The 25,317-nt window shown below is 65.4% G+C and carries 24 protein-coding genes; 3 read left to right on the top strand and 21 right to left on the bottom strand.

Annotated elements, in window-relative coordinates:
- Positions 1-10 precede the first annotated feature (10 nt).
- From HMPREF3151_RS07065 to rho, 17 genes are all read right to left on the bottom strand, one after another.
- Positions 11-298 carry a hypothetical protein gene (locus HMPREF3151_RS07065; protein ID WP_070474852.1) on the bottom strand — a complete coding sequence of 96 codons (288 nt, stop codon included), beginning with the start codon at positions 296-298 and terminating at the stop codon, positions 11-13.
- Positions 298-990, bottom strand: a complete 693-nt coding sequence (gene nucS / locus HMPREF3151_RS07060; protein WP_070474851.1) for an endonuclease NucS — start codon at positions 988-990, stop codon at positions 298-300. The genes HMPREF3151_RS07065 and nucS overlap by 1 nt, the downstream gene beginning before the upstream one ends.
- Positions 991-1,012: 22 nt before the next feature.
- On the bottom strand, positions 1,013-1,477 hold the full coding sequence (locus tag HMPREF3151_RS07055) for a DUF2550 domain-containing protein (RefSeq protein WP_070474850.1): 465 nt from the start codon (positions 1,475-1,477) through the stop codon (positions 1,013-1,015).
- A gap of 140 nt (positions 1,478-1,617) precedes the next feature.
- Positions 1,618-1,986 (bottom strand): F0F1 ATP synthase subunit epsilon, encoded by a 369-nt coding sequence (locus HMPREF3151_RS07050; RefSeq protein WP_070474849.1) that lies wholly within the window; start codon positions 1,984-1,986, stop codon positions 1,618-1,620.
- 11 nt (positions 1,987-1,997) lie between these two features.
- Complete coding sequence (gene atpD, locus HMPREF3151_RS07045) at positions 1,998-3,509, bottom strand: F0F1 ATP synthase subunit beta (protein ID WP_246815229.1); 1,512 nt, start codon at positions 3,507-3,509, stop codon at positions 1,998-2,000.
- 3 nt (positions 3,510-3,512) lie between these two features.
- Positions 3,513-4,481: a F0F1 ATP synthase subunit gamma gene (locus HMPREF3151_RS07040; RefSeq protein WP_070474848.1), complete on the bottom strand. Its 969-nt coding sequence runs from the start codon at positions 4,479-4,481 to the stop codon at positions 3,513-3,515.
- A gap of 51 nt (positions 4,482-4,532) precedes the next feature.
- Entirely contained in the window at positions 4,533-6,197 is a 1,665-nt protein-coding gene (gene atpA / locus HMPREF3151_RS07035) for a F0F1 ATP synthase subunit alpha (RefSeq protein ID WP_070474847.1), read from the bottom strand.
- A gap of 8 nt (positions 6,198-6,205) precedes the next feature.
- Positions 6,206-7,039 carry a F0F1 ATP synthase subunit delta gene (locus tag HMPREF3151_RS07030; RefSeq protein ID WP_070474846.1) on the bottom strand — a complete coding sequence of 278 codons (834 nt, stop codon included), beginning with the start codon at positions 7,037-7,039 and terminating at the stop codon, positions 6,206-6,208.
- Between the two features lie 5 nt (positions 7,040-7,044).
- Positions 7,045-7,617, bottom strand: coding sequence for a F0F1 ATP synthase subunit B (locus HMPREF3151_RS07025; RefSeq protein ID WP_070474845.1), 573 nt, complete (start codon positions 7,615-7,617; stop codon positions 7,045-7,047).
- A 48-nt stretch (positions 7,618-7,665) separates the two neighbouring features.
- Positions 7,666-7,911: an ATP synthase F0 subunit C gene (locus HMPREF3151_RS07020; protein WP_034999811.1), complete on the bottom strand. Its 246-nt coding sequence runs from the start codon at positions 7,909-7,911 to the stop codon at positions 7,666-7,668.
- 97 nt (positions 7,912-8,008) lie between these two features.
- Positions 8,009-8,803 carry a F0F1 ATP synthase subunit A gene (gene atpB / locus HMPREF3151_RS07015; RefSeq protein WP_034999809.1) on the bottom strand — a complete coding sequence of 265 codons (795 nt, stop codon included), beginning with the start codon at positions 8,801-8,803 and terminating at the stop codon, positions 8,009-8,011.
- Between the two features lie 355 nt (positions 8,804-9,158).
- Positions 9,159-9,557: a Cg1360 family ATP-synthase-associated protein gene (locus HMPREF3151_RS07010; protein WP_070474901.1), complete on the bottom strand. Its 399-nt coding sequence runs from the start codon at positions 9,555-9,557 to the stop codon at positions 9,159-9,161.
- 19 nt (positions 9,558-9,576) lie between these two features.
- Positions 9,577-10,740 carry an MraY family glycosyltransferase gene (locus HMPREF3151_RS07005; RefSeq protein ID WP_070474844.1) on the bottom strand — a complete coding sequence of 388 codons (1,164 nt, stop codon included), beginning with the start codon at positions 10,738-10,740 and terminating at the stop codon, positions 9,577-9,579.
- A gap of 6 nt (positions 10,741-10,746) precedes the next feature.
- Positions 10,747-11,403 (bottom strand): L-threonylcarbamoyladenylate synthase, encoded by a 657-nt coding sequence (locus HMPREF3151_RS07000; protein WP_070474843.1) that lies wholly within the window; start codon positions 11,401-11,403, stop codon positions 10,747-10,749.
- Positions 11,404-11,428: 25 nt separating this feature from the next.
- Positions 11,429-12,274 carry a peptide chain release factor N(5)-glutamine methyltransferase gene (gene prmC / locus HMPREF3151_RS06995; protein ID WP_083290233.1) on the bottom strand — a complete coding sequence of 282 codons (846 nt, stop codon included), beginning with the start codon at positions 12,272-12,274 and terminating at the stop codon, positions 11,429-11,431.
- Positions 12,261-13,340 (bottom strand): peptide chain release factor 1, encoded by a 1,080-nt coding sequence (prfA, locus tag HMPREF3151_RS06990; RefSeq protein WP_070474842.1) that lies wholly within the window; start codon positions 13,338-13,340, stop codon positions 12,261-12,263. The genes prmC and prfA overlap by 14 nt, the downstream gene beginning before the upstream one ends.
- Positions 13,340-15,148, bottom strand: a complete 1,809-nt coding sequence (gene rho, locus HMPREF3151_RS06985; RefSeq protein WP_070474841.1) for a transcription termination factor Rho — start codon at positions 15,146-15,148, stop codon at positions 13,340-13,342. Before rho ends, prfA begins: the two co-directional genes overlap by 1 nt.
- A gap of 183 nt (positions 15,149-15,331) precedes the next feature.
- On the opposite strand from rho, the gene HMPREF3151_RS06980 reads away from it, so the two are divergent.
- The 3 genes from HMPREF3151_RS06980 (at position 15,332) to HMPREF3151_RS06970 (ending at position 19,869) form a co-directional block, all read left to right on the top strand.
- A complete protein-coding gene (locus tag HMPREF3151_RS06980; RefSeq protein ID WP_070474899.1) occupies positions 15,332-17,062 on the top strand; it encodes a long-chain fatty-acid--CoA ligase in 1,731 nt (576 codons plus the stop codon).
- Between the two features lie 29 nt (positions 17,063-17,091).
- A complete protein-coding gene (locus HMPREF3151_RS06975; protein WP_070474840.1) occupies positions 17,092-18,237 on the top strand; it encodes a glycerol dehydrogenase in 1,146 nt (381 codons plus the stop codon).
- Between the two features lie 324 nt (positions 18,238-18,561).
- On the top strand, positions 18,562-19,869 hold the full coding sequence (locus tag HMPREF3151_RS06970) for an HNH endonuclease signature motif containing protein (protein ID WP_070474839.1): 1,308 nt from the start codon (positions 18,562-18,564) through the stop codon (positions 19,867-19,869).
- Here HMPREF3151_RS06970 and thrB read toward each other — a convergent pair whose 3' ends face one another.
- The 4 genes from thrB to argS all read right to left on the bottom strand — a co-directional run bounded on the left by thrB (position 19,870) and on the right by argS (position 25,268).
- On the bottom strand, positions 19,870-20,799 hold the full coding sequence (gene thrB, locus HMPREF3151_RS06965; protein ID WP_070474838.1) for a homoserine kinase: 930 nt from the start codon (positions 20,797-20,799) through the stop codon (positions 19,870-19,872).
- A gap of 12 nt (positions 20,800-20,811) precedes the next feature.
- Positions 20,812-22,164: a homoserine dehydrogenase gene (locus HMPREF3151_RS06960; protein ID WP_070474837.1), complete on the bottom strand. Its 1,353-nt coding sequence runs from the start codon at positions 22,162-22,164 to the stop codon at positions 20,812-20,814.
- Positions 22,165-22,250: 86 nt separating this feature from the next.
- On the bottom strand, positions 22,251-23,615 hold the full coding sequence (lysA, locus tag HMPREF3151_RS06955; RefSeq protein WP_070474836.1) for a diaminopimelate decarboxylase: 1,365 nt from the start codon (positions 23,613-23,615) through the stop codon (positions 22,251-22,253).
- Entirely contained in the window at positions 23,616-25,268 is a 1,653-nt protein-coding gene (argS, locus tag HMPREF3151_RS06950) for an arginine--tRNA ligase (RefSeq protein ID WP_070474835.1), read from the bottom strand.
- Positions 25,269-25,317: the final 49 nt, after the last annotated feature.

Genomic DNA, 25,317 nt, shown 5'->3' with positions numbered 1-25,317 from the left:
GCGGCCAATACTAGCGCCGCTGCCAGCAGTGCTTGTGCCAGTGCCGCCTGTCGTCCGCGCGGCGGCCGGTGTCGCGCGGCCACGCCACCACATGTGCCACCCCGGGCGGGATGTTCTGGTTGCAGCCCGGGCAGATGTAGTACTTCGTCGCGGCCGCCGACCCGATCTGGCGGACCTTGAAGATCTCCCCGTTAGTCCAGCTCGGCCCCTCCATCTCTTGGGTGCCGATGAACGTGGAGCCGTCTTTGGGCAGCACGTACCGGGGAGCCTGGTGCTGCCGGCGGTTCCTGCGCGGCATTAGAACAGTCGCAGCTCCGCGGACTCGATGCCGCGCAGCTCGTCGTAATCCAGGGTCACGCACTCGAAGCCGCGGTCGCCCGCCAGCGTGCGTGCCTGCGGTTTGATTTCCTGCGCCGCAAACACGCCCCGCACTGGGCGCAGCAACTCGTCGCGGTTGAGCAGCTCCACGTAGCGGCTGAGCTGCTCCACACCGTCGATGCCGCCACGTCGCTTCACCTCCACCGCCAACGTGCCTCCTCGCGGGTCGCGCGCCAGAATGTCCACCGGCCCGATCGCAGTCGGGTACTCGCGGCGCACCAAGGTCACGCCGTCGCCGAGCGTGGTGATGTGCTCCGCCAAAAGTTCCTGCAGGTGCGACTCCACCCCGTCCTTGACTAGGCCGGGGTCCTCGCCGAGCACCTTCGTCTCGTCCAGCAGCACCTCAGAAATGGTGATGCGCAGCTGTTCGCCCTTTGGGTTCTCCACGATCCACAGCTCTTCGCCGGTGTCCTCGCCGTCCACGTCCACCACCTGCTCCACGCGGGTGGTGCACGGCGGCGTCATCCAATTCAGGGGCTTGTAGGCGCGGTCGTCCGCATGGATGGAGACAGAACCGTCCGCCTTGACCAAGATCAGACGCATTGCCTCAGGCAGGTGCGCATCCAGGCGGCCGACGTAATCCACAGAGCAACGGGCTATGACTAGACGCATGCCTGTCAGGGTACAGCCGCCCTTAACGCTGGTTTGCATCGCGCTGCGCGCGCTGGGCCAGCGAACGTACGTCGATACGCTCCTGGCGCACATCCGGTGCCGCCTCCACCCACGACACCAGCCCCATCTCCGTGTGGCGGTCCGCCGCGAACTCGAAATCGCCCTGCGGGCCAGTAAAGCGGAGGACGTGACCGATCTCCGGCATGAACTCGCGTTCGCCCTCGGTCACGTCCCTGAACCCCTCGAACTCCACCCCGCGGCGATCCAGCTCCACGTCGTGGTGGAACGTCAGCGAGCGCAGCTTGAAAAACAGCAGCCGCTCGCCGTCGTAGCGCAGCACGCCATGCCGCCAGCCGTGGATCCCCTCAGCCGGCAGCTCGCGCATCATCGCTCGCGCGCCGGAGTTGCGCACCATGGCAAAGCGCCACCCCGCGGCCGCTGCGAGGACTACCAGGACTAGCGCTGCAACACTTGCGACGACCATCATCCCGGCCCAACCTCCTCGACCACGCTGGATAGACATTTGCCAGTGATCATATCGCACAAATGCGAAACACCCCCTCCCGGTTTCCCGGGAAGGGGTGCGTTCGTGGCGGTCGGCGTCTATGCCTTCCTTGCCAGAGACTTTTACTGGCTCTGGCGGCGAACCGCGGCGAGCTCCGCCTCGGAACGTGCCTTGACAACGCGGTCCTCGTCGTGGAGGTGGGACTCCGCGTCAGCGGTGTCAACCTCGTCGGCGAAGATCGCGTAGTCGGCCAAGATGGTCACCTTGTCGCCCACAACGGACAGGAACCCACCCTGGACGGCGGCGACGATGCGCTCGCCGTCCACCGGGCGGATGGTCACCACACCGTTGTCCTTGAGCTGGCCAAGGAGCGGCTCGTGGCCAGGAAGGATGCCGATCTCACCCTCCGTGGTCTGGGCGGTGACGATGCTTGCCTGGCCTTTCCAGAGCATGCGGTCGACCGCGACCAGTTGAGCGGTAAGTTCAGCCATCTTCTACCCTCCTACGCCTGCAGCTTCTTGTACGCAGCCTCGACGTCGTCCAGACCGCCAAGGCCGTTGAAGGCCTGCTCCGGGTAGAGGTCGAACTCGCCCTCGCAGAGACGGTCGAACGCGTCGATCGTCTCCTCGAGCGGCACGTAGGAGCCCTCGTCGCCGGTGAACTTCTTTGCGACGAAGAAGTTCTGGCCCAGGAAGCGTTGGATCTTACGCGCGCGCTGCACGGTGATCTTGTCTTCCTCGGACAGCTCGTCCATACCGAGGATGGCGATGATGTCCTGCAGCTCCTTGTTCTTCTGCAGGATACCGATCACCTTCTGCGCGACCGCGTAGTGGCGCTCACCGACGATGCCCGGCTCGAGGATACGAGACGTGGAGGTCAGCGGGTCCACGGCCGGGTAGATGCCCTTCGACGCGATCGAACGGGAAAGCTCGGTGGTCGCGTCGAGGTGGGCGAAGGTGGTGGCCGGAGCCGGGTCGGTGTAGTCGTCCGCCGGCACGTAGACGGCCTGCAGCGACGTAATCGAACGGCCCTTGGTCGAGGTAATGCGCTCCTGGAGCACACCCATCTCGTCGGCCAGGGTCGGCTGGTAGCCCACGGCGGAAGGCATGCGGCCCAGCAGGGTCGACACCTCGGAGCCCGCCTGGGTGAAGCGGAAGATGTTGTCGATGAACAGCAGCACGTCCTGGTTCTGCACATCGCGGAAGTACTCCGCCATGGTCAGGCCGGACAGGGCCACGCGCATACGGACCCCCGGCGGCTCATCCATCTGGCCGAAGACAAGCGCGGTATCCGGCAGCACGCCCATGTCCTCCATCTCGAGGAACAGGTCGGTGCCCTCACGGGTGCGCTCGCCGACGCCGGCGAAGACCGAGGTACCGGAGAACTCGCGTGCAATACGCGTAATCATCTCCTGGATCAGCACGGTCTTGCCCACACCAGCGCCACCGAACAGGCCGATCTTGCCGCCCTTGACGTACGGGGTGAGCAGGTCGATGACCTTAATACCGGTCTCCAGGATCTCGGTCTTACCCTCGAGGTCCTTGAACGCCGGCGGCTCGCGGTGGATGCCCCAGCGCTCGCCGTTCTCGCCCACCGACGGGTCGTCCAGGCACTGGCCGAGCGCGTTGAACACGTGGCCCTTCACCTGGTCGCCCACCGGCACGGAGATCGGGTTGCCGGAGTCTGCCACCTTAGCGCCGCGGACGAGGCCGTCGGTCGGCGCCATAGCGATGGTGCGCACGAGGTTGTCGCCCAGGAACTGGGCGACCTCGAGCACGATGGTCTTGGACATCTCGCCGAGGTCGATGTCGACCTCGAGCGCGTTGTACAGAGCGGGCAGCTCGCCACGCGGGAACTCCACGTCGACGACTGCGCCGATGACGCGCACGACACGGCCGTTCTCAGAACCGCGCGGGTTCTGAGTGTTCTCGACCTGAGCCGGTGCGGTGTCGGTCTCAGAAGCCGCACCCGCCAGCTCGTCGTTGCGCTCATCAAAAGAGTGAGCAGTAGTCATGATTTAGTCACTTTCTCCACTACCGGACAGCGCGCCAGCGCCGCCGATAATCTCGGTGATTTCCTGGGTGATCTTTGCCTGACGGGCTTGGTTAGCTTCACGGGACAGGTCGTTAGCCAGCTCCGTAGCGTTATCCGTCGCGTTCTTCATAGCCGTGCGGCGCGATGCCGACTCCGCTGCAGCGGACTCCAGGAAGATCGAGTAGAGCAACCTAGAGACGTACACCGGAAGCAGCTCTTCCATCAGCGTGTCAGCGTCGGGCTCGAAGTTCATGTCCGGGCGCACGTCGCCGGAAGTAGTCAGCATGTCCTGCTGCTCGTACTTGAACTCCTCCAGCACCGGCTCAATCGGCAGAAGCTGGGTGACCCGCGCCTCCTGCGACAGCATGGAGACGAACTCGGTGTAGACAACGTGCACGACGTCGAAGCCGCGCACGGAACCACCTTCGGCACCGTCGACACGCAGCGGCACCGAGGACTCGGAGCCTGCCATGTAGCCGTCGATGATCTGGTGGCGCACGCCGTGGGTGTCATCCCACGACGGCTGCTGCGAGAACCCGGTCCAAGAACCCTGAACGTCCATGTCGCGGAACTTGAAGTGCGTGACACCTTTGTTGCCGGTGACGTAGCGCACTACCTCGTACCCGGCATCGGTGAGCATGCGCTCCAGCTGCGCCGCCTTCTTCAGGACGTTGTGGTTGTAACCGCCGGCCATACCGCGGTCAGAGGTGACCACGAGGATTGCCGCGACCCGGCCGTTCTCACGCTCATGGAGCATGGGGTGGGCCAGGGAGCTCGCGGACGCGAGGCGTTCCATGACGTCTTTCAGCTCGTCGGCGTACGGCTTAGCCGCCTCGACGCGCTGCTGGGCCTTGGTGATCTGCGCGGTGGCGATCAGCTCCTGGGCCTTGGTGATTTTCTTCGTTGAGTTGACGGACCTGATGCGGTCGCGCAATTCGCGAAGCGTTGCCATGGTGTTTCCTCCCTTCCTTTAAGTAGTTGTCCTAGTCGCGATTCACGCGGTCTAGGAGCGGCTGACGTTGAGCTCGTTCTTGGCCACCTGCTTGGAGTCGAGCGGCTCTGCCTCGGCCTCGCGGACGATGCGCTCGCCGGAGGAAGCCTGGAAGTTGCGTGCCAGGTCCTCGTTGACGCGCAGGATCGCGGCCTTCGAGTCGTCGTCAAGCTGCTTGCCGCCCGCAATCTGGTCGTAGACCTGCGGAGCGTTGGCGCGGATGGACTCGTGCAGCTCTGCCTCGTAGCGGCGGACATCCTCGACGGGAACGACGTCGAAAACGCCCTCGTTTGCAGACCAGATCGAGATGATCTGGTACTCGACGGCCTGCGGCGCGTGCTCGGACTGCTTCAGCAGCTCCACCAGACGCTGGCCGCGCTCGAGCTGCTTCTTGGAAGCGGCGTCGAGGTCGGACGCGAAGGCCGCGAAGGCCTCCAGGTCGCGGTATGCGGCGAGGTCCAGACGGAGGTTACCGGCAACCTTCTTCATGCCCTTGGTCTGCGCGGCGCCACCGACACGGGACACGGAGATGCCCACGTCGATAGCCGGGCGCACGCCCTGGTTGAAGAGGTCGGACTGCAGGAAGACCTGGCCGTCGGTAATCGAGATGACGTTGGTCGGAATGAAGGCGCCCACGTCGTTCGCCTTCGTCTCGATGATCGGCAGTGCGGTCAAAGAGCCTGCGCCGAGCTCGTCGTTAAGCTTGGCGGCACGCTCCAGCAGGCGGGAGTGCAGGTAGAACACGTCGCCCGGGTATGCCTCGCGGCCCGGCGGGCGGCGCAGCAGCAGGGAGATGGCACGGTAGGCCTCAGCCTGCTTGGTCAGGTCATCGTAGATGACCAGGACGTGCTTGCCCTGGTACATCCAGTGCTGGCCCAGGGCTGCACCGGAGAACGGTGCCAGCCACTTGAAGCCGGCGGAGTCGGATGCCGGAGCCGCCACGATAGTGGTGTACTCCAGAGCACCGGCCTCCTCCAGAGTCTGGCGCACACCAGCAATGGTGGAGCCCTTCTGGCCGACGGCGACGTAGATGCAGCGCACCTGCTTCGACGGGTCACCGGTCTCCCAGAACTCCTTCTGGTTGAGGATGGTGTCGATGCAGACCGCGGTCTTGCCGGTCTTACGGTCGCCAATGATGAGCTGGCGCTGGCCACGGCCGATCGGCGTCATGGCGTCGATCGCCTTCATGCCGGTCTGCAGCGGCTCCTCGACCGGCTGGCGGTCGAGAACGCCTGCGGCCTGGAGCTCCAGGGCGCGCTCTTCGTTGGACTCGATGGGGCCCAGGCCGTCGATCGGCTGGCCCAGGGGGTTGATCACGCGGCCGAGGAAGTTCTCGCCGACCGGGATCGAGAGAACCTCGCCCGTTCGCTTGACTTCGTCGCCCTCGGAAAGGGTCTCAAAATTACCCAGCACCACGACACCGATGGAGTCGGTCTCGAGGTTCTGTGCGACGCCAATGACGCCGTTCGGGAACTCGAGCAGCTCATTCGTCATGCAACCTGGCAGCCCGGAAACCTGGGCAATACCATCTGCAGCCGAAGTCACCACGCCGACCTCCTCACGGGAGGCCTCCGCGGAGTAGCTCGAGGTGTAGTTCGCTATCGCGCTACGGATCTCATCGGAGGAGATCGTCAGCTCCGCCATGTTCTTCCTGCTCTCGGTAGTTTCTTCCAGCATGTTGTTTTCTATTTGGCCGCCTGGGCTGCCATGTCGGTGCGAAGACGGTTAATCTTCCCGCGCGTCGAACCGTCGATGACCTCATCGCCCACACGGACAACCATTCCGCCGAGGAGGCTGGGGTCAACCTCAGAGTGGATGGCCATCTCGCGACCGTAAATCTGCTCCAGCTTGCGGGCCAGTGCATCGCGCTGGGTGTCGCTGAGTGCCTCAGCGGCCTTCACGCGTGCGACAGCCTTGCCACGCAGCTCCGCGACGCCCGCGGCCAGCTCGGCCAAGTCGTCGACGGGGTTGTGGTGGGGGCGGCCGATAACCTGCAATGCCAGTGCCTCGGTGAACATCGTCACCTTGCCGTAAATCACGCTAGCCAACAGTCCGCGCTTCTGCGCCGGGGTTGCGGTGCGGTCGGAGAGCAGCTGGGTCAGCTCCTTCTCCCCCTCGAGCAGCGTGGAGAGCTGGTACAGCTCGTTTTCCACCTGCTCCAGCTGGCCCTGCTCCTTGGCACCCAGCTCCAGCGCGCGACGGCCGAGGTTGACCAGACCAGCGCGAAACTCGCGCGGGGTCGACCACTCCTGCTGCGCTGCAGCGGTGAGGATGTTCAAGGTGGGCTCCGCAACCTTGTTGCCGAAGACGTCGCGGATGATGCCCCCGCGCTGCGAGGAATCCAGCGACGTGTCGGCCACGGCGATACGCAGCGCGCGCTCGGTGTCGAGCTGGTCCACGGTGAGGAACAGCTCGGTACCGATCTGCGCAGCCACGGCGACGGAATTGTCGGCGTTCCGGATCAGCTCTTCGAGCTTTTCCGTAACGTGCGACTGTGCTTCGCGACTAGCTGCCTTCATCTCGCCTACTTCCTCGTCGACACGTGGTCGAGCTCGCTCAGGAACTCGTCGATCGTGTTCGAGCGGCGGGTCGAATCCGACAGCTCGGTGCCCAGCAGACGCTCAGCCAGCGAGATGGAGTTCTGGCCCATCTCGTTGCGCAGCTCAGCGACAACCTCCTCGCGGGAGGCCTGCAGCTGCTTCTCGCCGGAGGCGATGATGCGGCGGGCCTCTTCCTCGGCGCGGGCACGAGACTCAGCCTCGATTTCCTTGCCGCGGGCGCGGGCGGCTTCACGGATCTCAGCGGCCTCGTGGCGCGCCTCCGCAAGCTCGGCGTTGTTCTTCTCCAGGGCAGCCTTGGCTTCCTTTTGGGCGACCTCAGCACGCTCGATGCCACCCTTGATTCGGTCTTCGCGCTCCGCCAGCACTTCCTGGAACTTCGGAATGACGTACTTCGCAAAAAGTAGGCCGACGATGATGAAAACGACAAGAGACCAAACCACGTCGTAGGCGGCCGGCAGAAGAATGGAAGGTTCATTCTCCAGCGGCAGCTTCTCGCTGCCCTCTGCGGCAGCGAGGAATGCAGTGACGTTAGTCATTGGTTGCTCCTGATCTAAAAAATGTACGGGGTTACTCGTTCGTGTTTTTTAGAACAGGAAGCCGGCGACGAGGCCGATCAGGGCAAGCGCCTCGACGAAGGCGATACCCAGGAACATGGTGGTGCGCAGCTGGCCAGCCATCTCCGGCTGGCGAGCCATGCCCTCGACGGTCTTGCCGACGAGCATGCCGATGCCGATGCCCGGGCCGATGGTTGCAAGGCCGTAGCCGATGGTGCCGAGACCCTCGTAGCGGTTCACGGTCTCCGCTGCCTGAGCAAGAATGATGTCGTTCATGTGAAAGTCGTTCCCTTTCTAAGTGCTCTCCCGCGGGTTGCGGGTGAGCGAGTGACAGATTGTGGGGTTATTCAGTTGGCCGTGTGGTCGCGCTTTGTTAATGCGCATCCGCGTGCAGCGACAGCTCGATGTACACCGCAGTCAGCAGAGCGAAGATGTACGCCTGCAGGAAGATGATGATCAACTCGTATGCGGTGAACAGCAGTGCTGCGATGAGGGTCAGGCCACTCACTGCCGTCCATGCGTTCAGCTGCCAGAAGAAGAAGTTCGTGGCAGAGTACAGCAGGACGAGAATGATGTGGCCAGCCAGGAAGTTCGCCATAAGACGAAGAGCCAGGGTGACCGGACGCAGAATAAACGTCGAGAAGAACTCGATCGGCACCACCAGAAGGTGGAGCAGCGGCGGAAGGCCGGGGATCACGGTCGAGTGCTTGAAGAAAGCGATGCCGTAGCGCTTCACGCCGGCATAGATCATCGCGATGTAGGCCGCAACTGCCATGACGATCGGCATGCCGATACGTGCGTTAGGCGAGATGTTCAGGCCCGGGATGATCGTTGCGACGTTCATGAACAGCGTGGTGAAGAAGATGGTGCACAGCAGCGGCAGGAACCGCTTGCCATCTTTCTTCCCCAGCGTGTCCTCCGCGATGTTCACGCGGACGAAATCGACACCGATCTCGGCGACATTCTGCAGGCCCTTGGGAACCAGCTTCGGGTTCCGGAAGGCAATAACAAAGAGGAGCACCAAAATCGCCGCCATGAAGAGGCGGACGAGCATGATGCGATCGAGTGCGAACCACCCATTAGCGAAGTCTTCACCAATGAGCTGGCCGTACGTCTGCCCCGGGAAAAATTCTGGACCAAGCGAAGGTGCGTGGAATTCACCCTTCATGGCCAAAGTTGTAACGCTCAGCGTTCTCTCCCGTTCTCGGGCCGCGCTCCGATGCGCTCGGTGCGCGGTGCGATGGACGTCTTCAACAAAGACTGCCTCCGCGGCGGACTCCGTCGCACATCTGCTTCCGCGGGGGCAGGGGATGTCGTTCTTACGCCGGTTTCCCCTGCTTACGAGGGTTAATATCGACTCGGAACAAACCCAGCGGTAATCCTAACAGGCCGTCCGCGCAAAGTAGGTTTTACCTGTGTAGTTGTCCCCCCGACGCACCACCCCAACCCACGAAACCGGGCAACTACCCAGCTCGGACGCTTTTCCGCCCTGCTGTTAGGTCTGTCACAGCTTGCGCGTACCTCTAATCCAGGTAGGTGGTGCGAGTGGTGATCAAGCCCCAGGTTTCGGCACCCAGGGCGACAACTAGGGCCGCCATCGTGGTGATGCCGAACGCCTGGTGGTCATAGAAGTCGAAGCCGCGGATCCACAGGAAAAACAGCACCAGCACACCCATCTTGAGCAGCCAGCCGCCGAGCACGATCGCCATCGTGGCATTCGGGGTGGAGTTTGAGGTGGCCAACACGGTTGCGGCGGTGAGCAGCACGAAGCTTCCGCCCACTGCGACGCCCATCAGCGCGGCCCAGATGCCGGGCAGGTCGCGGGCGGCGCCCCACCCCATCAGCGCGACCACAGTGAGCATCACGAGCGCCCAGCTGGCCACCTTCAGCGCGCGCACGAGAGGCCTGCGGTGGTCGGTCATGGCGTTAGCGTCGTTGACTTCAAGCGGTTTCACGCTGCGTCATCCTACCTGCCGGGCCGATCTTTCCCTTTGCCAAGGGCACCAGCGTGAGCAAAAACGCAACCAGCAGCGCCGCCACGCTTAACGACGCCGCGATTTTGAACGGCACCACGGAAAAGCTCACTGCACCGAAGGCGACGGCGGAGACCCACATGTAGAGCACCAGCACGGTGCGGCGGTGCGTGTGCCCGAGCCGAAGTAGGCGGTGGTGGATGTGCCCTGCGTCCGCGGCAAACGGGCTCTGCCCGCGCGCGGTGCGGCGGATCACGGCCCACATCAGGTCCAGCACTGGCAGCGCGATCGCGGCCAGCACAACGATGATCGGGCTGACCAGCGCCACTAGGTCGGCGGCGCCGTAGAGCGACATGTTGATCTTGCCGGATGCCGAAATCGACGCCGCGGCGAGCAGCAGCCCGATCAGCATCGCCCCGGAGTCGCCCATGAAGATGCGCGCGGGCTCGAAGTTGTGGGGCAAAAATCCCGCGCAGATCCCCACCAGGATCGCGCAGATGATCGCCGGCGGGTAGGCGGAGACCGCTCCGCCTTGGTCGTGGAGCACCGCCAGCGAGTAGATCAGGATCGCAGAGCCCGCGATCATGCCCAGCCCGGCGGCGAGCCCGTCGATGCCGTCGACGAAGTTCACTGCGTTGATGAGCAGCACCGTAAACAGCGCGCTCAAGACCATGCCATGGGCTTGATCCAGGATGAGCGTGGTGCCTTCCCCGAACGGCAGATAGAACACGGTGAAGATAATGCCCAGCGCGGTCATGATGATCGCGGCGGCGAACTGCCCGATTAGCTTGGTCAGCGCGCGCAGCTCGTACAGGTCGTCCACCACGCCGACGAGCACGATGGCGAGCCCGCCCACCAGTACCGCAGTCATTTCCGGGGTGACTGGGGCGAACCCGCGGGTCAGGGCCGGCAACTGCTGCGCGAGCCCGTAGGCGGCCAAGAATCCGGTGAACATGGCCAGCCCGCCTAGCGACGGGGTCGGCTGCGTGTGCACGTCGCGCTGGCGAATCTCCGCCACCCTGCCCGTGCGCACGAGCATGGAACGCACTGGGCCGGTGGCCAAGTAGGTGACTGCGGCCGCCACTAGCAGGACAAGTCCCAGCTCTCGCAGCGGAACACCGGAGGCGTTCATCGGCAGCTACTTCCTTCGCAAGCTCTCCGGGTCAAGCCCTAAGACTTTACCGATGCGTTCGGCGGAAATCGCCCCCTCGCGCAGGATCCGCGGCGCGGGGCCGGAAATGTCGATAATCGTGGACGGCTCCCCGATCTCCGCGGCGCCCCCGTCGAGGTAGATCGGCACCGCGTCGCCGAACTGCTGCCGCGCCTCGGTGGCGGTGGTCGCCGGCGGGTTGCCGGAGATGTTGGCGGAGGACACGGCCATCGGCCCAGTCTCCTGCAAAAGCTCGAGCGCCAGCGGCTGGTTCGGCATGCGCAGCAGCACGGTGCCGCGCGTGTCGCCCAGGTTCCACGGCAGGCTGGGTGCCTCGGGCACGACGATGGACAACCCACCCGGCCAAAACGCCTCGACCAGCGTCTTGGCGGTTTCGGTAAATTCGCGCACGAGCCCCTGGATGGTCACCCAGGAGCCCACCAGCACCGGCACCGGCATGTCGGGCCCGCGGCGCTTGGTGGCCAGAAGCGTGTCCACGGCGTCGTTGTTGAACGCGTCGCAGCCGATGCCGTACACGGTGTCCGTCGGCAGCACGACGCAGCGGCCGGCCCGGACGGCGTCGGCGGCCGCGCGCACACCTTCGGCGCGCTTTTGCGGGTCGAGGCAGTTGTACGTTTCCCTCAATGTTCGCTCCTTGGCCGTCGGGCAGTTACCGGGCTAGCTTACTCGCCGTGACAAACCGGGCCCGCCCGGTCATGTCCTCCAACGCGCGCACGTCCGCAAAACCGCCGCCGCGCAGTTCAGCCTGCGCAGCCTCAGAGGTGGTGTCGTCGTGCTCGATGCCCACCGCTCCCCCATCTTTGAGCATTTGCTTGACCGCGGGCACGAGCCCGCGAATCGCCGCCATCCCGTCTGCGCCCGAAAACACGGCCTCGTGCGGGTCCGCGTAGACCTCCGCCTGTAGCTCGGGTGTCTCCGGCACATACGGCGGGTTGGACACCACCACGTCAGCGGTGATTCCGGCGAGCAGCTCCGGGTCGGTCATGTCGCCCGCCACAACGTTGACCTGGGGCGCATGCGTATCGACGTTGCGCTGCAGGTAGGCCCGCGCCGCCGGGGATTTTTCCACCGCGTAGACGGTCGCGTCCGGCCTGGCCCGGGCAACCGCGATGGCCAGGGCTCCGGTGCCGGACCCGAGGTCGACGACGGTGGGGGCCGGAGGTGCGTCGATAAGCTTCCGCACCGCCCACTCGGCGAGGACCTCTGTTTCGGGCCGGGGGATGAACACGCCGGGGCCGACGGCGAGGTCGACGCCGTAAAACGGCGCGGTGCCGGTGATGTGCTGCAGCGGCTCGCGCGCGGCACGGCGGGCGACGAGTCCTGTGTAGCGCTCGTCGAAGCCCGCCGGTGCATCGGCGAACATCAGCTGCATCGGCGCGACGCCGAGCACGTGCGCGGCAAGCAGGCGCGCGTCCACCTCAGGCGAGTCGACGCCCGCCTCACGCAGCGTGTTTGCGGCGCTCGCGATCTGGGAACGGACGCTACTCTGCTTCAAGACGCTCCTGGCGCTCGTGGGTCTGCAGCGCCGTGATGAGGTCGTCCATGTTGCCGTCCAGCACCGAATCCAGGTTGTTGGACTTGTAGTTGATGCGGTGGTCCGAGATGCGGTTCTCCGGCCAGTTGTAGGTGCGGATGCGCTCGGAGCGGTCCATGGTGCGCACCTGGGACGCGCGGCCCTCGGCCTCCTCCGCCTCCTGCTTCTCGCGCTCCAGCTGGTCCAGGCGGGCCTGCAGCACCTGCATGGCGCGGGCACGGTTCTGAATCTGGGAACGCTCGTTCTGGCAGGTCACCACAATGCCGGTGGGTAGGTGGGTGATGCGCACGGCCGAGTCGGTGGTGTTCACGCCCTGGCCGCCCTTGCCGGAGGAGCGGTACACGTCGACGCGCAGATCCTTCTCGTCGATGTTGACGCTTTCAATCTCGTCCGCTTCCGGGAAGACGTACACACCGGCGGCAGAGGTCTGGATGCGGCCCTGGGACTCGGTGACGGGAATGCGCTGCACGCGGTGCACGCCGCCCTCGAACTTCAGCTTGGACCAGGCACCGTCGCGCGACGGGTTCTTGGACTTGACCGCGACGGTCATGTCCTTCACACCGCCCAGATCGGACTCTGCGACGTCGAGGACCTCCCAGGCCAGGGCGTGCTTCTCGCAGTACTTCTGGTACATGCGCGCCAGGTCGCCGGCGAACAACGCGGCTTCCTCGCCGCCGGCGCCGGCCTTGAGCTCCATGATGATGTCGTCGCCGTCGTGCTCGTCGCGCGGCGCGAGCAGGTCGGCCAGCTCCTCCTCCAGGCGGACAATCTCGCCCTCGAGGCGCTTGGCTTCCTCGGCGAACTCCTTGTCCTCGTTGGCCATTTCGGCGGCGGCCTCGTGGTCCTCCTGTGCCTGGGTCAGGTCGTTGTAGACGTTGATGATCGGCTGCAGCTCCGCGTAGCGCTTGGACAGCTTACGGAACTGGTCCTGGTCGCCCGCGACCTCCGGGTCGCCCATCTGGGCCTGGATGCCCTGGTATTCGGCCACGTAGTCGTCGACAAGCGAAACCTGCGTCTTGTCTGCCATTAGGAGTAGTCCTCCTCCGTCTCGGTCTGCGCCATCGGCGCGGAGTTGGCCACGCCGATGAGGAACTCGCCGTTGGTCTTCGTCTTCTTCAGCTGCTTGATCAGCATGTCAATGGACTGCTGCGGATCCAGCGCAGAAAGGATGCGGCGCAGCTTGTGCATCACGCGCGCCTCCTCCGGGCTCATCAACAGCTCGTCCTTGCGGGTGCCGGACGGGTTGACGTCCACAGCCGGGAACACGCGGCGCTCCGCGATCTTGCGGTCCAGCTTGAGCTCGGCGTTGCCGGTGCCCTTGAACTCCTCGAAGATCACGGTGTCGCCGGCGGAACCGGTCTCCACCATCGCGGTGGCGATGATCGTCAGCGAGCCGCCCTCCTCGATGTTGCGGGCGGCGCCCAGGAAGCGCTTCGGCGGGTACAGCGCGTTGGAGTCCACGCCACCGGAGAGGATGCGGCCGGACGCCGGGGATGAGTTGTTGTACGCGCGGCCTAGGCGGGTGATGGAATCCAGCAGGACCACCACGTCCTGGCCCATCTCCACCAGGCGCTTCGCGCGCTCGATAGCCAGCTCGGCCACGGCGGTGTGCTCTGACGGCGGGCGGTCGAACGTGGAGGCAATGACCTCGCCGTTGACGCTGCGCTGCATGTCCGTGACTTCCTCCGGACGCTCGTCCACCAGCACCACCATGAGGTAGCACTCCGGGTTGTTGGTGGCGATCGCGTTGGCGATGTTCTGCAGGATCGTCGTCTTACCGGCCTTCGGCGGGGAGACGATCAGCGCGCGCTGGCCCTTGCCAATCGGCATGACCAGGTCGATCACGCGGGTGGTGAGGATCTTCGGCTCAGTTTCCAGGCGCAGACGGCGGTTCGGGTACAGCGGGGTGAGCTTGTGGAACTCCTTGCGGCCCTTCGCCGCCTCCGTGGTCTGGCCGTTGATGGCATCCACCCGCACAACCTGGTTGTAGCTGCGGCGGTTACGGCCGTTGCCCTGCGAGTGGGACTGGCCGTTCGCGCGCACCTGGGCCGTCACCGCGTCGCCGGAGCGCAGGCCCGACTGGCGCACCAGCTTCTGCGGCACGTAGACGTCCGCGTTGGACTGGCGGTAGCCGGTGGTGCGGATGAACGCGGAGCCGTTGTCCTGCACGTCCGCGATACCCGCGACATCCTGCAGGTCCTCCGGGTTGAAGTTCTGGTTGTCGTTGTTGTTGCCGTTGTTTCCGTGGTTGCCACCGCCGTTGTTGTGGTCCCGGTTGCGGTTACGGTTGCGGCGCCCGCGGCGGCCGCGGCGTCCCCCGCCGTGGTGGTCGTCGTTGTTGTTGCCGCCGTGGTTGTTGTTGCCGTGGTTGTTGCGGCCGCCACGGTCGTTGTTGCCGCGCTCCTGATTGCCGTCCTGCTCGTCGCGGTTGTCCCGGTTGTCCCGGTTTTCGCCGCCCTGCTGCTCGTCGTGCTGCGAGCGCGCGCGGTTGCGGCGGGCGCGGCGTGCCGCGGAGCGCGACGCCCCGCGGGACTCGTCGTCGTCGCCAGGCTGCTGCTGCTCAGCTGGCTCGGCCGGCTTCTCCGCCTTCTCCGGCTTCTCCACCGGCGCAGCCTTTTCGGCGGCGGCCTTGCGCGGCACCTGCCCGGTGACGATGGCCTGGATGAGTTCCCCCTTGCGGAGCCCAGAGATCCCCTTGAGTCCCTTCTCGGCGGCGAGCTTGCGCAGCTCCGGAATCTTCATTGCGGCGAGGTCGGCCGCGGTGCCGGTTTCGGTCACGTGTTTCCTTTCGTCGCTAAGCCAGCTGCTTATTCGCGCAGATATTCGCGTTTGCATGCACCGGTAGCGGTCGTGTGCGGTCTTACGGATCCCGCGGGCCCGGGGAAACGTTCCTCCCGGTTGCTCCGCCAACACCCTCGACCGGAAAAGTTCCGGGACGGGTGCAATTCGCACGATCCACGCAGAAGTGTAGCGCATAGAAGGCCCTGCGCTAATCAGGCCCGCGCTAACATGGCCTGCATGCTTTCAACGATGCAGGAGGTGCCGTTCTCCGTCGCCAGGATTTTGGAGTTCGGCACCACCGCCCACGCCAACACGAAGTGCACGACGTGGCGCGCATCCGGCGCGGAGGAAACCACGTTCGCCGAGATTGGCGCGCGCGCCGCGGCCTTTGCGCACGCGCTGCACAGCGACCTGGGCATCGACGGCGACCAGCGTGTCTCCACCCTGCTGTACAACTGCGCGGAGCACATCGAGGTCATGTTCGCCGTCGCCGCAAAGGGCGCGGTGTTCAACCCGTTGAACGTGCAGCTCATGGCGGATCAGATCGCGTACGTGGTCAACCACTCCGAGTCCGAAGTCATCGTCGCGGACCCTCGCCTGGCGGAGAAGCTGGGCACGATCTTGCGGGACTGCCCCACCGTGCGCGCGGTGGCGTTTACAGGCATCGCCCCGCTTGACGACGCAGCTTCGCACCTCCCCGGCACAGTCAACGTGTACAGCTACGAGCAGCTTCTCGACGGCCGGCCGACGTCCTACCCATGGCCCGAACTGCCGGAAAACACCGCCGCAGCGCTGGTGTACTCCACCGCCACCACCGGCGCCCCGAAGGGCGTGGCGTATTCGCACCGCTCCCTGTGGTTGGAGGCCACGGGCCTGCGCGCCACAGACTCGCTCGCTGTGACCCACGGCGAGACCTTTTTGTGCTGCATCCCCATCTACCACGTACTCAGCTGGGGTGTGCCGCTCGCCGCGTTTTTGGCCGGCACTCCACTGGTGCTGCCGGATTCGGACATGTCCGCGCCCACCCTGGCCAAGCTCATCGCCGGAACCCACCCTCGCGTGGCGCACGGCGTGCCTACCCTGTGGATCCAGCTGATGGTGCATTACCTGCACAACCCGCCCGAGCGCATGAGCCTGCAGGAGATCTTCGTCGGCGGCTCCCCCGCCCCGCCCGCACTGATCAAGGTGTGGGAGGAGCGCTACGGCGTGGACGTGGTGCACGTGTGGGGCATGACCGAGACGTCCACCGTCGGTACCGTAGCCCGGCCGCCGTCGGGCGCGTCGGGTGAGGCCCGCTGGGCCTACCGCGTCTCCCAGGGCCGCTTCGCCCCCACCCTGCAGTACCGCGTGGTCAACGACGGCCAAGTCATGGCGCCCACCGACCTCACCCAAGGTGAGATCCAGGTGCGCGGCAACATGGTCGCCGCCAGCTACTACCACTCGCCCACCCAGGAACCCGGCGAGATCGCCTCGCGCTTCCGCGGCGAAGATGTCGACGACGAGCGCGAGCACTTCACCGCCGACGGCTGGCTGCGCACCGGCGACGTGGGCACCGTGACCAACGCCGGCTTCCTCACGCTCTACGACCGCGCCCGCGACGTCATCCGCTCCGGCGGCGAATGGATCTACTCCGCCCAGGTGGAAAACCTGATCATGGAATCCGAAGAAGTCATCGAGTGCGCCGTCATCGGCATCCCCGACGACAAGTGGGGCGAGCGCCCCCTCGCTGTGACCAAGCTGACCGCCGAGGTCGCCCCCACTGCGGAGACCGCCGCTCGCCTGCGCGCCGGGCTCGCCGACGTGCTGCCGAAGTGGATGGCGCCCGAGTACTGGACCTTTGTCGACTCCATCGACAAGACGTCCGTGGGCAAGTTCGACAAGAAGGACCTGCGCAAACACCTCGCCAAAGACGAGTTCGACATCATCGCCTTGCCCGGCCCCGGCAGCCGGCCGAAGGCGACGTCGTAAAGCGAAAAGTCACGGTACGATGGCGGGGCATGACAGCAAAGCCAAGCATTTTCTCCAGTCCATCCCGCTACGTGCAGGGCAAAGATGCCATCCACGAGCTGGGCAAGTACCTGAAGCAGCTCGGCGAGAACCCGCTGCTGCTTTCCGACGACACGGTGTGGGGCCTCGTCGAACAGTCCCTCACCGACGGGTTTGAAAAGGAAGGCCTCCCGGTCAACCGCGTCAAGTTCGAAGGTTTCGCAACCGCCGAGCGTGTCAACGACACGGTCAAGCTGATCAAGGACAATAACTACGACGTGGTGGTCGGCCTCGGCGGCGGCTCCGCCATCGACTCCGCGAAGGCCGCCGGCTTCGAGGCGGACATCCGCTGGGCTTCGGTGCCCACCGCGGCGTCTTCCGACGCTCCGACTTCCACGCTTTCGGTGATATACACCGAGGACGGCGCCTTCGACGAATACCGCTTCTTCCCCCGCAACCCTGACTTGGTGCTCATTGACACCCAGCTGGTCGCCGGCGCCCCGGAGCAGTTCCTCATCGCTGGCATCGGCGACGCCATGGCTACTTGGGTGGAGGCACGCGCGACCGCAAGGGGCAATGGCACCACCATGAACGGCGGCCACCCCACTCGCGCAGGCGCTGCTCTTGCAGAGCTGTGCGCTGACATTCTGCGCAAGGACTCCTTCGCCGCCCTCGATGCGGTTCGCGCAGGCGTAGTCACCCCGGCGCTTGACGCCGTGGTGGAGGCGAACACCCTGCTGTCCGGCCTCGGCTTCGAGTCCGGCGGCTTGGCCGCGGCCCACGCCATCCACGACGGCCTGTCCGCCGCCGAGCAAACCCACGGCCTCTCCCACGGCGAGAAGGTCAACATCGGCACTCTCGCCCAGCTGATCATGGAGGGCGCCGACTCCGAGGAGATCGAAGACTTCATCGAGTTCACCACCAAGGTCGGTCTGCCTACCACGCTGACTGAGGTGGGCCTGTCCCCCGAGGACACCGACGTCCTCGAGGCTGTTGCCAAGGCCGCGACCGCCGAAGAGGAGACCATCCACAACATGCCGTTCCCGGTCGAGCCGGCCCAGGTTGTCGAGGCGCTGATCACCCTCGAGCACACCGCCCGCCGCGTCCGCGAAGAGCGCGGCCTGCCGGAACCGAAGAAGTACGAGGCGAAGCACTAAGCTCGCGCGATCCGGGGCCGCACGATGCTGTCGTGCGGCCCCTTTTTATGCCCGTTTTTATGCCTGTTTCCGCAATTGCAGAACGTTCGGACACAACCGGACATATCGAACATACCCCCGTTTTCCATTTTCCATTCTGCAGTTGCGGAACGATCGGACACAATCGGACATTTCCCTAAATGTGCACTTGAGATGGTTCCGCAATTGCAGGATCCGCCCCCAGATGTCCACTAAAATGAACACAAAAATCCTTTCCATCGAACACTCTTGCGTTTACGCTCGACGCCAAACAGCAACCGCCAAACCATCCCCGGGGGACCTGCCATGACAGCAGCCATCGAAACCGAGCGCACATCTCTGCTTATCGACGAGCTAAAGCACCACCACCGCAATTCCCACTTCCACCGCGCCGAAATGCTTAACGCCCTCGGCCAACTCGATGAAGCCGACATCGCCTCCCAGCGAGGTGAGACATCCACCGCCACCTGGCTCAAACGCGAGCTCAACCTTGCCACGGCCACGGCTTACGAATACGTCCACGTCTCCCGGGGTCTTCGCAGATTCCGCCTGCTGTATGAGACGTTTCGCTCCGGCATCATGCCGTACTCCACCATGCGCCTGCTGCTGCGCTACATGCACGAGCAGAACGAGGAAGAACTGGTAGACCTCGCTCTAATTCACGGTTACTCCGAACTCGAGCAGGTCCTTGCCGGCAGCGATCCCGCCGAGGAACGGGAGCCGGAGGAACCAGTGGTCACCGCGAAGTTTCGCACGGACGGCATGCTCGATTTCCGCGCACTGCTTCCGGCTGTCCAGGGCCAGGCGCTGCTCTGCGCGCTGAAAATCGCGCAGTTGGCGAACTACTGCGCAGAACTCCCCGATGTGGACGAGCTTGCAGACCCAGAGGAGCTAGAGAGGCTCATTGACGCAGTAGAAAACGAACCGGAGGCGTGCCCTGCAGACGAGACGGTGGAAACAGAACGCCCACGGACAAAGTTGGACATGGACAGCATCTTGCGGCCCCCGTCCCGCTACGGCAATCCGGAAAGGAAGGACCTCTACCCCGCTTTTGTTGCCATGATGGAGATGGTGCGTACGAACCCAGTCAGCGCCCTGCGCGCACCGGGCGCCCACGTCAATATTGTGCTCACGGAGGACGGCGGGGCATGGATGCCGCAGAACACCTCGGCTCGCTCAGCGGAGGTTCGAAGCTACATCGCAAACGCGAATGTTCGGCTGCACCTGCTAGACAAGAAAGGACTGACTATCCACGTCGGCCGGTCCCGCCGCTTCGCCACGGACGCCCAGGTGCTCGCCTTGCTCACGGCCTGGGGCCACCAGTGCGCGATGCCCGGTTGCAACCACAAGCGTTTCATCGAGATCCACCACATCCGGGAATGGGAAGAAGGTGGCGAGACGAACATGGACAACCTGATCCCACTGTGCTCGAGCTGCCACGCAAAGATTAGCCACGGACTCGCCTATATTCAGCCGCACGGCCCTGACCTGTACTTCCGACTTCAGGACGGAACGCAGTATGTGTCTAGGAACCGCTCCCTGCCGACGAGGACGCGCGACCACACTGGTCCGCTGCGCGACACAGTTACGCCGGGTGACTCGTTCGCGGAATAGTTAGTCGCGCACGAGCTCCGCGGTGGCTGGGCCTGCGACGTCGAGTTCGATGACGCGGAGGCCGGCGGAACGGGCTTCGTCGAGAAGCGAAGGCTCCACCTCGGTCGTGGTGAGCACCAGCGCGGTCGGGCCGGCGCCGGAGAGGTAGGCGGCGTGGCCGCGGTTGCGCAGGCGGTTGACCCACTCAGCCGTCACCGGCAGGACGTCGGCGCGGTACGGCTGGTGGAGGCGGTCGCGGGTGCCCTCGAAGAGCAGCTGCGGGTGATGCTGCAGCGCGGCCGTCATCACTGCTGTGCGCGAGACGTTGAAGCGTGCGTCGGTGTGGGTGACGTGGCTGGGCAGCACCTTGCGCACGGCGTTGGTGGAGGCGTGGAAATCAGGAACGAGGGCGACGGCCTTGATTGACTCGTCCACCGGGATGCGCACGGCGCGGTAAGACGGCTTGGACTGGCCGTCGACGGGGATGTCCGTCCAGGACACTACTGCCCCGCCGAGGGCGGACGCGCCGGCGTTGTCGGGGTGGCCCTCGAACTCGGAGGACAGCTGCACGACCGCATCCTCGTCCAGCGGGAAGCCTGCCAGCGCGTTGGCGGCGACCACCCCCGCGACGGCGGCCGAGGCGGAGGAGCCGAGGCCGCGGGACTGCGGGATGTTGTTGTGGCACACCACGCGCAGGCCGGGTGCGGAGACGTCGGCGGCAGTCAGGCCGGACTGGATGGCCCGGACGACGAGGTTGGAGCTGTCGCGGGGCAGGTCGTCTGCACCCTCGCCGAAGATTTCCACCTCGAGGCCGGATTCGGTGACCTCCACCTCAACGGTGTCGTAGATGCTCAGCGCGATGCCGAGGGTGTCGAAGCCGGGGCCCAGGTTCGCCGACGAGCCGGGGACGGTGACCTTGACTTTCAGGCCGGGCTGCAGATCGATAGCCATAAAACGGAAACCTTAGGAATCGAGGCGGATAACGGAGTTGACGGCGAGGACGTCGTCGTGGCCGGAAAGCTGCTCCACGATCGCCTTGAGGTCCTCCTCCAGCGCGGCGTGGGTGACAACGATCAGGTGGGCCTCGTCGCCGGACTCCTCCTGGCGCACCGCGGACAGGGAAATGCCTGCCTTGGCGAAGCGGGCGGTGAGGTCGGCGAGCACGCCGACGCGGTCGTTGACCGTCATGTTGATGGTGTAACGCGTGGTCACCTGCTCGAACGCGACGACCGGGTAGTCCGCGTAGGGGTTCTCGGCCGGGGCACGGCCGCCGTGGACCTTGTTGCGGGCGGCGCCGACGAGGTCGCCGAGCACTGCGGATGCGGTGGGGGCGCCGCCGGCGCCGTTGCCGTAGAACATGAGTCGACCTGCTGCTTCTGCCTCGACGAAGATGGCGTTGTAGGACTTGTCCACGGACGCGAGCGGGTGCTCGTTGGGCACCAGGGTCGGGTGGACTCGGGCGTTGACGCCGGTGGTGTTGCCGGCATCGTCGACAAGCCGCTCGCAAATGGCCAGCAGCTTGATGGTGTGGCCGGACTTCTTCGCGGCCTCGATGTCGTCAGCGGTGATTTTGGTGATGCCTTCGCAGTACACGTCGTCGAAGGTCACGCGGGTGTGGAAACCCATGGAGGCGAGGATGGCGGCCTTGGAAGCGGCGTCGTGGCCCTCCACGTCCGCGGTCGGGTCGGCCTCCGCATAGCCCAGGCGGGTGGCCTCAGCGAGCGCTTCCTCGTAGCTCGCGCCCGTGGATGCCATGGCGTCGAGGATGAAGTTGGTGGTGCCGTTGACGATGCCGGAGATGCTCTGCACCTGGTCGCCTGCAAGGGAGCGGCGCAGCATGCCCACCACCGGGATGGCGGCGGCGACGGCGGCCTCGTAGTAGAGGTCCACGCCGGCGGCGTTGGCGGCGTCAGCGAGCTCGGCGCTGTGGGCGGCCACGAGAGCCTTGTTCGCGGTGACAACCGATTTACCGGCCTTGAGCGCCTCAAGCACGAGCTCGCGCGGGTAGTCGATGCCGCCGATGAGCTCGACCACAATGTCCACGTCGTCGCGGGTGACCAGTTCGCGTGCGTCGTCGGTCAAGTACAAGCCCTGGACCTCAGGGGCGTCCTTATGCTTCTCGACGTCCGATACCGCAACGCCCCTCACCTCAATCGGGCCACCGATACGGTTCTCCAGGTTGGAGGAGAACTCGGACAGCAGGCGCAGCACCTCGGTGCCGACGGTGCCCTTGCCCAGCACAGCGATACCCACGGGGGTGCCGATGCCCTTGCCCGGGTAGTTGCCGTTGTATCCCTCGGCGGTGGCGGAAGTCATGATGCGTGTAGCTCCTTCGTCGTACGTGGCGGGGATCAGCGGTGAACCGCTTTGTCTACTATCGCGCAAATGGCACCGACGGTCAATTAATATTCGCGGGCGATGAGATCCTCGACCGTCTCCCTACGTACCATCGGCGTGACTTCACCGCCGCGCACTGAAACCACCGCCGGGCGGCCGAACGCGTTGTAGTTCGAGGCCATCGAGTAGCAGTAGGCGCCGGTGGCGGCGAGGGCGATGAGGTCGCCTGGGGCGATGTCGTCGGGCCAGGAGGCCTCCTCCACCAGAATGTCGCCGGACTCGCAGTGGGATCCCACCAGGCGCGTGTCGGTGGGGGCGCCATCGGTGAAGCGGTTGACCACGCGGGCGTCGTAAAGCGCGCCGTACAGCGAGGGACGAATGTTGTCGCTCATGCCGCCGTCGACGGCGATGTAGCGGCGCGAGGTGGTGTACGAGGTGTCCACGTCCTTGATCACGCCGGCGGTGTACACGGTGACCGCGGACGGGCCGGCGATCGCGCGGCCGGGCTCGACCACCACGGTGGGCGCGGCGATGCCCAGCTCGTCGGCAACTTCCTGCACCGCGGCGAGCAGGTCCCGGGCCACAGCGTTGACGTCCAAAGGCGACTCCCCCGGCATGTAGGCGATGCCGTAGCCGCCGCCGAGGTCGAGGTAGCCCAGCGCCACGCCTTGTGTCTTCCAGATCTCGGCGTACAGGCCCAGCACACGTTCGGCGGCGAGCTTGAAGCCCTCGGCGTCGAAGACCTGCGAGCCGACGTGGCAGTGCAGCCCGGTCAGCTCCAGCCAGTCGGACGCGATGGCTGCGGTGGCGGCCGTAAGCGCGTCGCCAGTAGCGAGCGAGATGCCGAACTTCTGGTCCTCGTGGCTGGTGGCGATGAATTCGTGCGTGTGCGCGTCCACGCCGGGCTTTACGCGGATGAAGACATCCTGCTTCACGCCAGCTTGCTTAGCGACGGCCTCGAGCTGCGCCAACTCCTGATGCGAGTCAATGACCACGTGGCCGACCTTGGACTCCACGCACAGGCGCAGAAACTCGTCCGACTTGTTGTTGCCGTGCACGGTAATGCGCTCCGGAGGAAAGTCCGCGGCCAGGGCGATGCGCAGCTCGTTTTCGCTGGCCACGTCGAGGGCGAGGCCCTCCTCGTCCACCCAGCGGGCAACGCGGCGGGTCAGAAACGCCTTCGAGGCGTAGTGCACGTTGCCGGGCGCCAGAAACGCAGCAGCCATGTCGCGGCAGCGGGAGCGGAAGTCGTCCTCGTCGATGACCACGACCGGGGTGCCGTACTCCGCGGCGATCTCCGGCAGCGGCACACCGGCAATGGTGACCACGCCGTCCTCCTCGCGCTTGGCGCAGCGTGGCCAGACGTGGTCGGGCAGGTCGTTGAAGTCGCCGCTGTCTTTCTCGTAAGGCGTGGAGACAAAAACGGTCATTTACATCCGCTCCGGTGCGCTCACGCCGATCAGGCCGAGGGCGTTCGCGATGACCTGGCGCGAGGCCATCGCCAGGGCCAGGCGCGCGGTGTGGATCGGCTCGGCGTCCTCGCCGGCCTTGGGCAGGATCTGGCACGAGTCGTAGAACTTGTGGAACGCGCTGGCTAGCTCCTCGGTGTAACGGGCGATGCGGTGCGGCTCGCGCAGCTCGGCCGCGGCGCGCACCACGGCCGGGTACTCGCCGAGGGTGCGGATGAGGTCACCTTCCTTGTCGTGGGTGAGCAACGCCAGGTCCGGGTCGGCGAAGGACACGCCAGCTTCCTCCGCCTTGCGCCCGATGGAGCACAGGCGAGCGTGGGCGTACTGCACGTAGTAGACGGGGTTGTCGGAGGACTGCTTCGTCCACAGGTCCAGGTCGATGTCCAGGGTGGAATCCACCGAGGAGCGCACCAGCGAGTAGCGCGCGCCGTCGACGCCGATCGCGTCCACGAGGTCTTCGAGCGTGATCACGGTGCCTGCGCGCTTGGACATCTTCACGGCCTGGCCGTCGCGCACCAGGTTGACCATCTGGCCGATGAGCACCTCGACGGCGTCCGCGTTGTAGCCCAGCGCCTGGGCCGCCGCCTTGAGGCGGGCGATGTAGCCGTGGTGGTCCGCACCCAGCATGTAGATAGCCAAGGTGTGGCCGCGGTCGAACTTGTCGGCCACGTACGCGATGTCGCCGGCGATGTAGGCGGCGTCGCCGTCGGACTTGAGCACGACGCGGTCCTTGTCGTCGCCGAAGTCGGACGAGCGGAGCCACCACGCGCCATCGTTTTCGTACAGGTTGCCGTTGTCCTTCAGCGTCTGCACGGCCTTGTCCACGGCGCCCGACTCGAACAGGGAGTTCTCGTGGAAGTACACGTCGAAGTCCACGCCGAACTCGTGCAGGGACTGCTTGATCTGCGCGAACATCATCTCCACGCCGGCCGCACGGAAGGTCTCCTGCACCTCGGCATCGGTGCCGTCGAGAGCATCAGGGTGCTTATCGACGACCCCCTGGGCAATCTCGCGGATGTAATCGCCGCCGTAACCGTCTTCCGGGGTGGGCTCGCCCTTCGCCGCGGCAACGAGCGAACGGGAGAAGCGGTCGATCTGCCCGCCGTGGTCGTTGAAGTAGTACTCGCGGGTTACTTCCGCGCCGGCGGCTTGGAGCACGCGTCCGAGCGAGTCGCCCACCGCGGCCCAGCGGGTGCCGCCGAGGTGGATCGGGCCGGTGGGGTTGGCGGAGACGAACTCGAGGTTGATCTTCTCGTCCGCGTAGAGGTCGCAGTGGCCGAACTTCTCCGCCTCATCCAGCACTTTTGCAACGAGCTGGCCCTGAGCACCGGCGGCGAGACGCAGGTTGATAAAGCCCGGACCGGCGATCTCGGCGGAGTCGATTGCGGGGTTGGCCGACAGGTCGTCGACAAGCCAAGTGGCGAGCTCGCGCGGGTTGGTGCCAGCTTTCTTGGCCACCTGGAGCGCGATGTTTGTGGCGTAGTCGCCGTGCTCGGGGTTGCGGGGGCGCTCCACGGTCACGGTCTCAGGGACGACGGAGGCGTCGAGTTCGTGGGCGGCGAGCACGCGGGTCGCGGCCTCTTTCACGGTGGTTGCGAGTTCAGCTGGCGTCATGGGGCACAAGTCTAAAGCACCCGCCGACGCCGCATGCAGCGCGCCCACA

This window comes from Corynebacterium sp. HMSC05H05 (genome assembly GCF_001807265.1).
Taxonomy (GTDB): domain Bacteria; phylum Actinomycetota; class Actinomycetes; order Mycobacteriales; family Mycobacteriaceae; genus Corynebacterium.
Note: the sequence above shows the minus strand (reverse complement) of the source record. Positions and strands in the feature narration are given on the sequence as shown.

Excerpts from the sequence above, each read along its gene's own strand:
- HMPREF3151_RS07065 (WP_070474852.1), bottom strand. The coding sequence starts at position 298 with ATGCCGCGCAGGAACCGCCGGCAGCACCAGGCTCCCCGGTACGTGCTG.
- nucS (WP_070474851.1), bottom strand. The coding sequence starts at position 990 with ATGCGTCTAGTCATAGCCCGTTGCTCTGTGGATTACGTCGGCCGCCTG.
- HMPREF3151_RS07055 (WP_070474850.1), bottom strand. The coding sequence starts at position 1,477 with ATGATGGTCGTCGCAAGTGTTGCAGCGCTAGTCCTGGTAGTCCTCGCA.
- HMPREF3151_RS07050 (WP_070474849.1), bottom strand. The coding sequence starts at position 1,986 with ATGGCTGAACTTACCGCTCAACTGGTCGCGGTCGACCGCATGCTCTGG.
- atpD (WP_246815229.1), bottom strand. The coding sequence starts at position 3,509 with ATGACTACTGCTCACTCTTTTGATGAGCGCAACGACGAGCTGGCGGGT.
- HMPREF3151_RS07040 (WP_070474848.1), bottom strand. The coding sequence starts at position 4,481 with ATGGCAACGCTTCGCGAATTGCGCGACCGCATCAGGTCCGTCAACTCA.
- atpA (WP_070474847.1), bottom strand. The coding sequence starts at position 6,197 with ATGCTGGAAGAAACTACCGAGAGCAGGAAGAACATGGCGGAGCTGACG.
- HMPREF3151_RS07030 (WP_070474846.1), bottom strand. The coding sequence starts at position 7,039 with ATGAAGGCAGCTAGTCGCGAAGCACAGTCGCACGTTACGGAAAAGCTC.
- HMPREF3151_RS07025 (WP_070474845.1), bottom strand. The coding sequence starts at position 7,617 with ATGACTAACGTCACTGCATTCCTCGCTGCCGCAGAGGGCAGCGAGAAG.
- HMPREF3151_RS07020 (WP_034999811.1), bottom strand. The coding sequence starts at position 7,911 with ATGAACGACATCATTCTTGCTCAGGCAGCGGAGACCGTGAACCGCTAC.
- atpB (WP_034999809.1), bottom strand. The coding sequence starts at position 8,803 with ATGAAGGGTGAATTCCACGCACCTTCGCTTGGTCCAGAATTTTTCCCG.
- HMPREF3151_RS07010 (WP_070474901.1), bottom strand. The coding sequence starts at position 9,557 with ATGACCGACCACCGCAGGCCTCTCGTGCGCGCGCTGAAGGTGGCCAGC.
- HMPREF3151_RS07005 (WP_070474844.1), bottom strand. The coding sequence starts at position 10,740 with ATGAACGCCTCCGGTGTTCCGCTGCGAGAGCTGGGACTTGTCCTGCTA.
- prfA (WP_070474842.1), bottom strand. The coding sequence starts at position 13,340 with ATGGCAGACAAGACGCAGGTTTCGCTTGTCGACGACTACGTGGCCGAA.
- rho (WP_070474841.1), bottom strand. The coding sequence starts at position 15,148 with ATGCAAACGCGAATATCTGCGCGAATAAGCAGCTGGCTTAGCGACGAA.
- HMPREF3151_RS06980 (WP_070474899.1), top strand. The coding sequence starts at position 15,332 with ATGCTTTCAACGATGCAGGAGGTGCCGTTCTCCGTCGCCAGGATTTTG.
- HMPREF3151_RS06975 (WP_070474840.1), top strand. The coding sequence starts at position 17,092 with ATGACAGCAAAGCCAAGCATTTTCTCCAGTCCATCCCGCTACGTGCAG.
- HMPREF3151_RS06970 (WP_070474839.1), top strand. The coding sequence starts at position 18,562 with ATGACAGCAGCCATCGAAACCGAGCGCACATCTCTGCTTATCGACGAG.
- thrB (WP_070474838.1), bottom strand. The coding sequence starts at position 20,799 with ATGGCTATCGATCTGCAGCCCGGCCTGAAAGTCAAGGTCACCGTCCCC.
- HMPREF3151_RS06960 (WP_070474837.1), bottom strand. The coding sequence starts at position 22,164 with ATGACTTCCGCCACCGCCGAGGGATACAACGGCAACTACCCGGGCAAG.
- lysA (WP_070474836.1), bottom strand. The coding sequence starts at position 23,615 with ATGACCGTTTTTGTCTCCACGCCTTACGAGAAAGACAGCGGCGACTTC.
- argS (WP_070474835.1), bottom strand. The coding sequence starts at position 25,268 with ATGACGCCAGCTGAACTCGCAACCACCGTGAAAGAGGCCGCGACCCGC.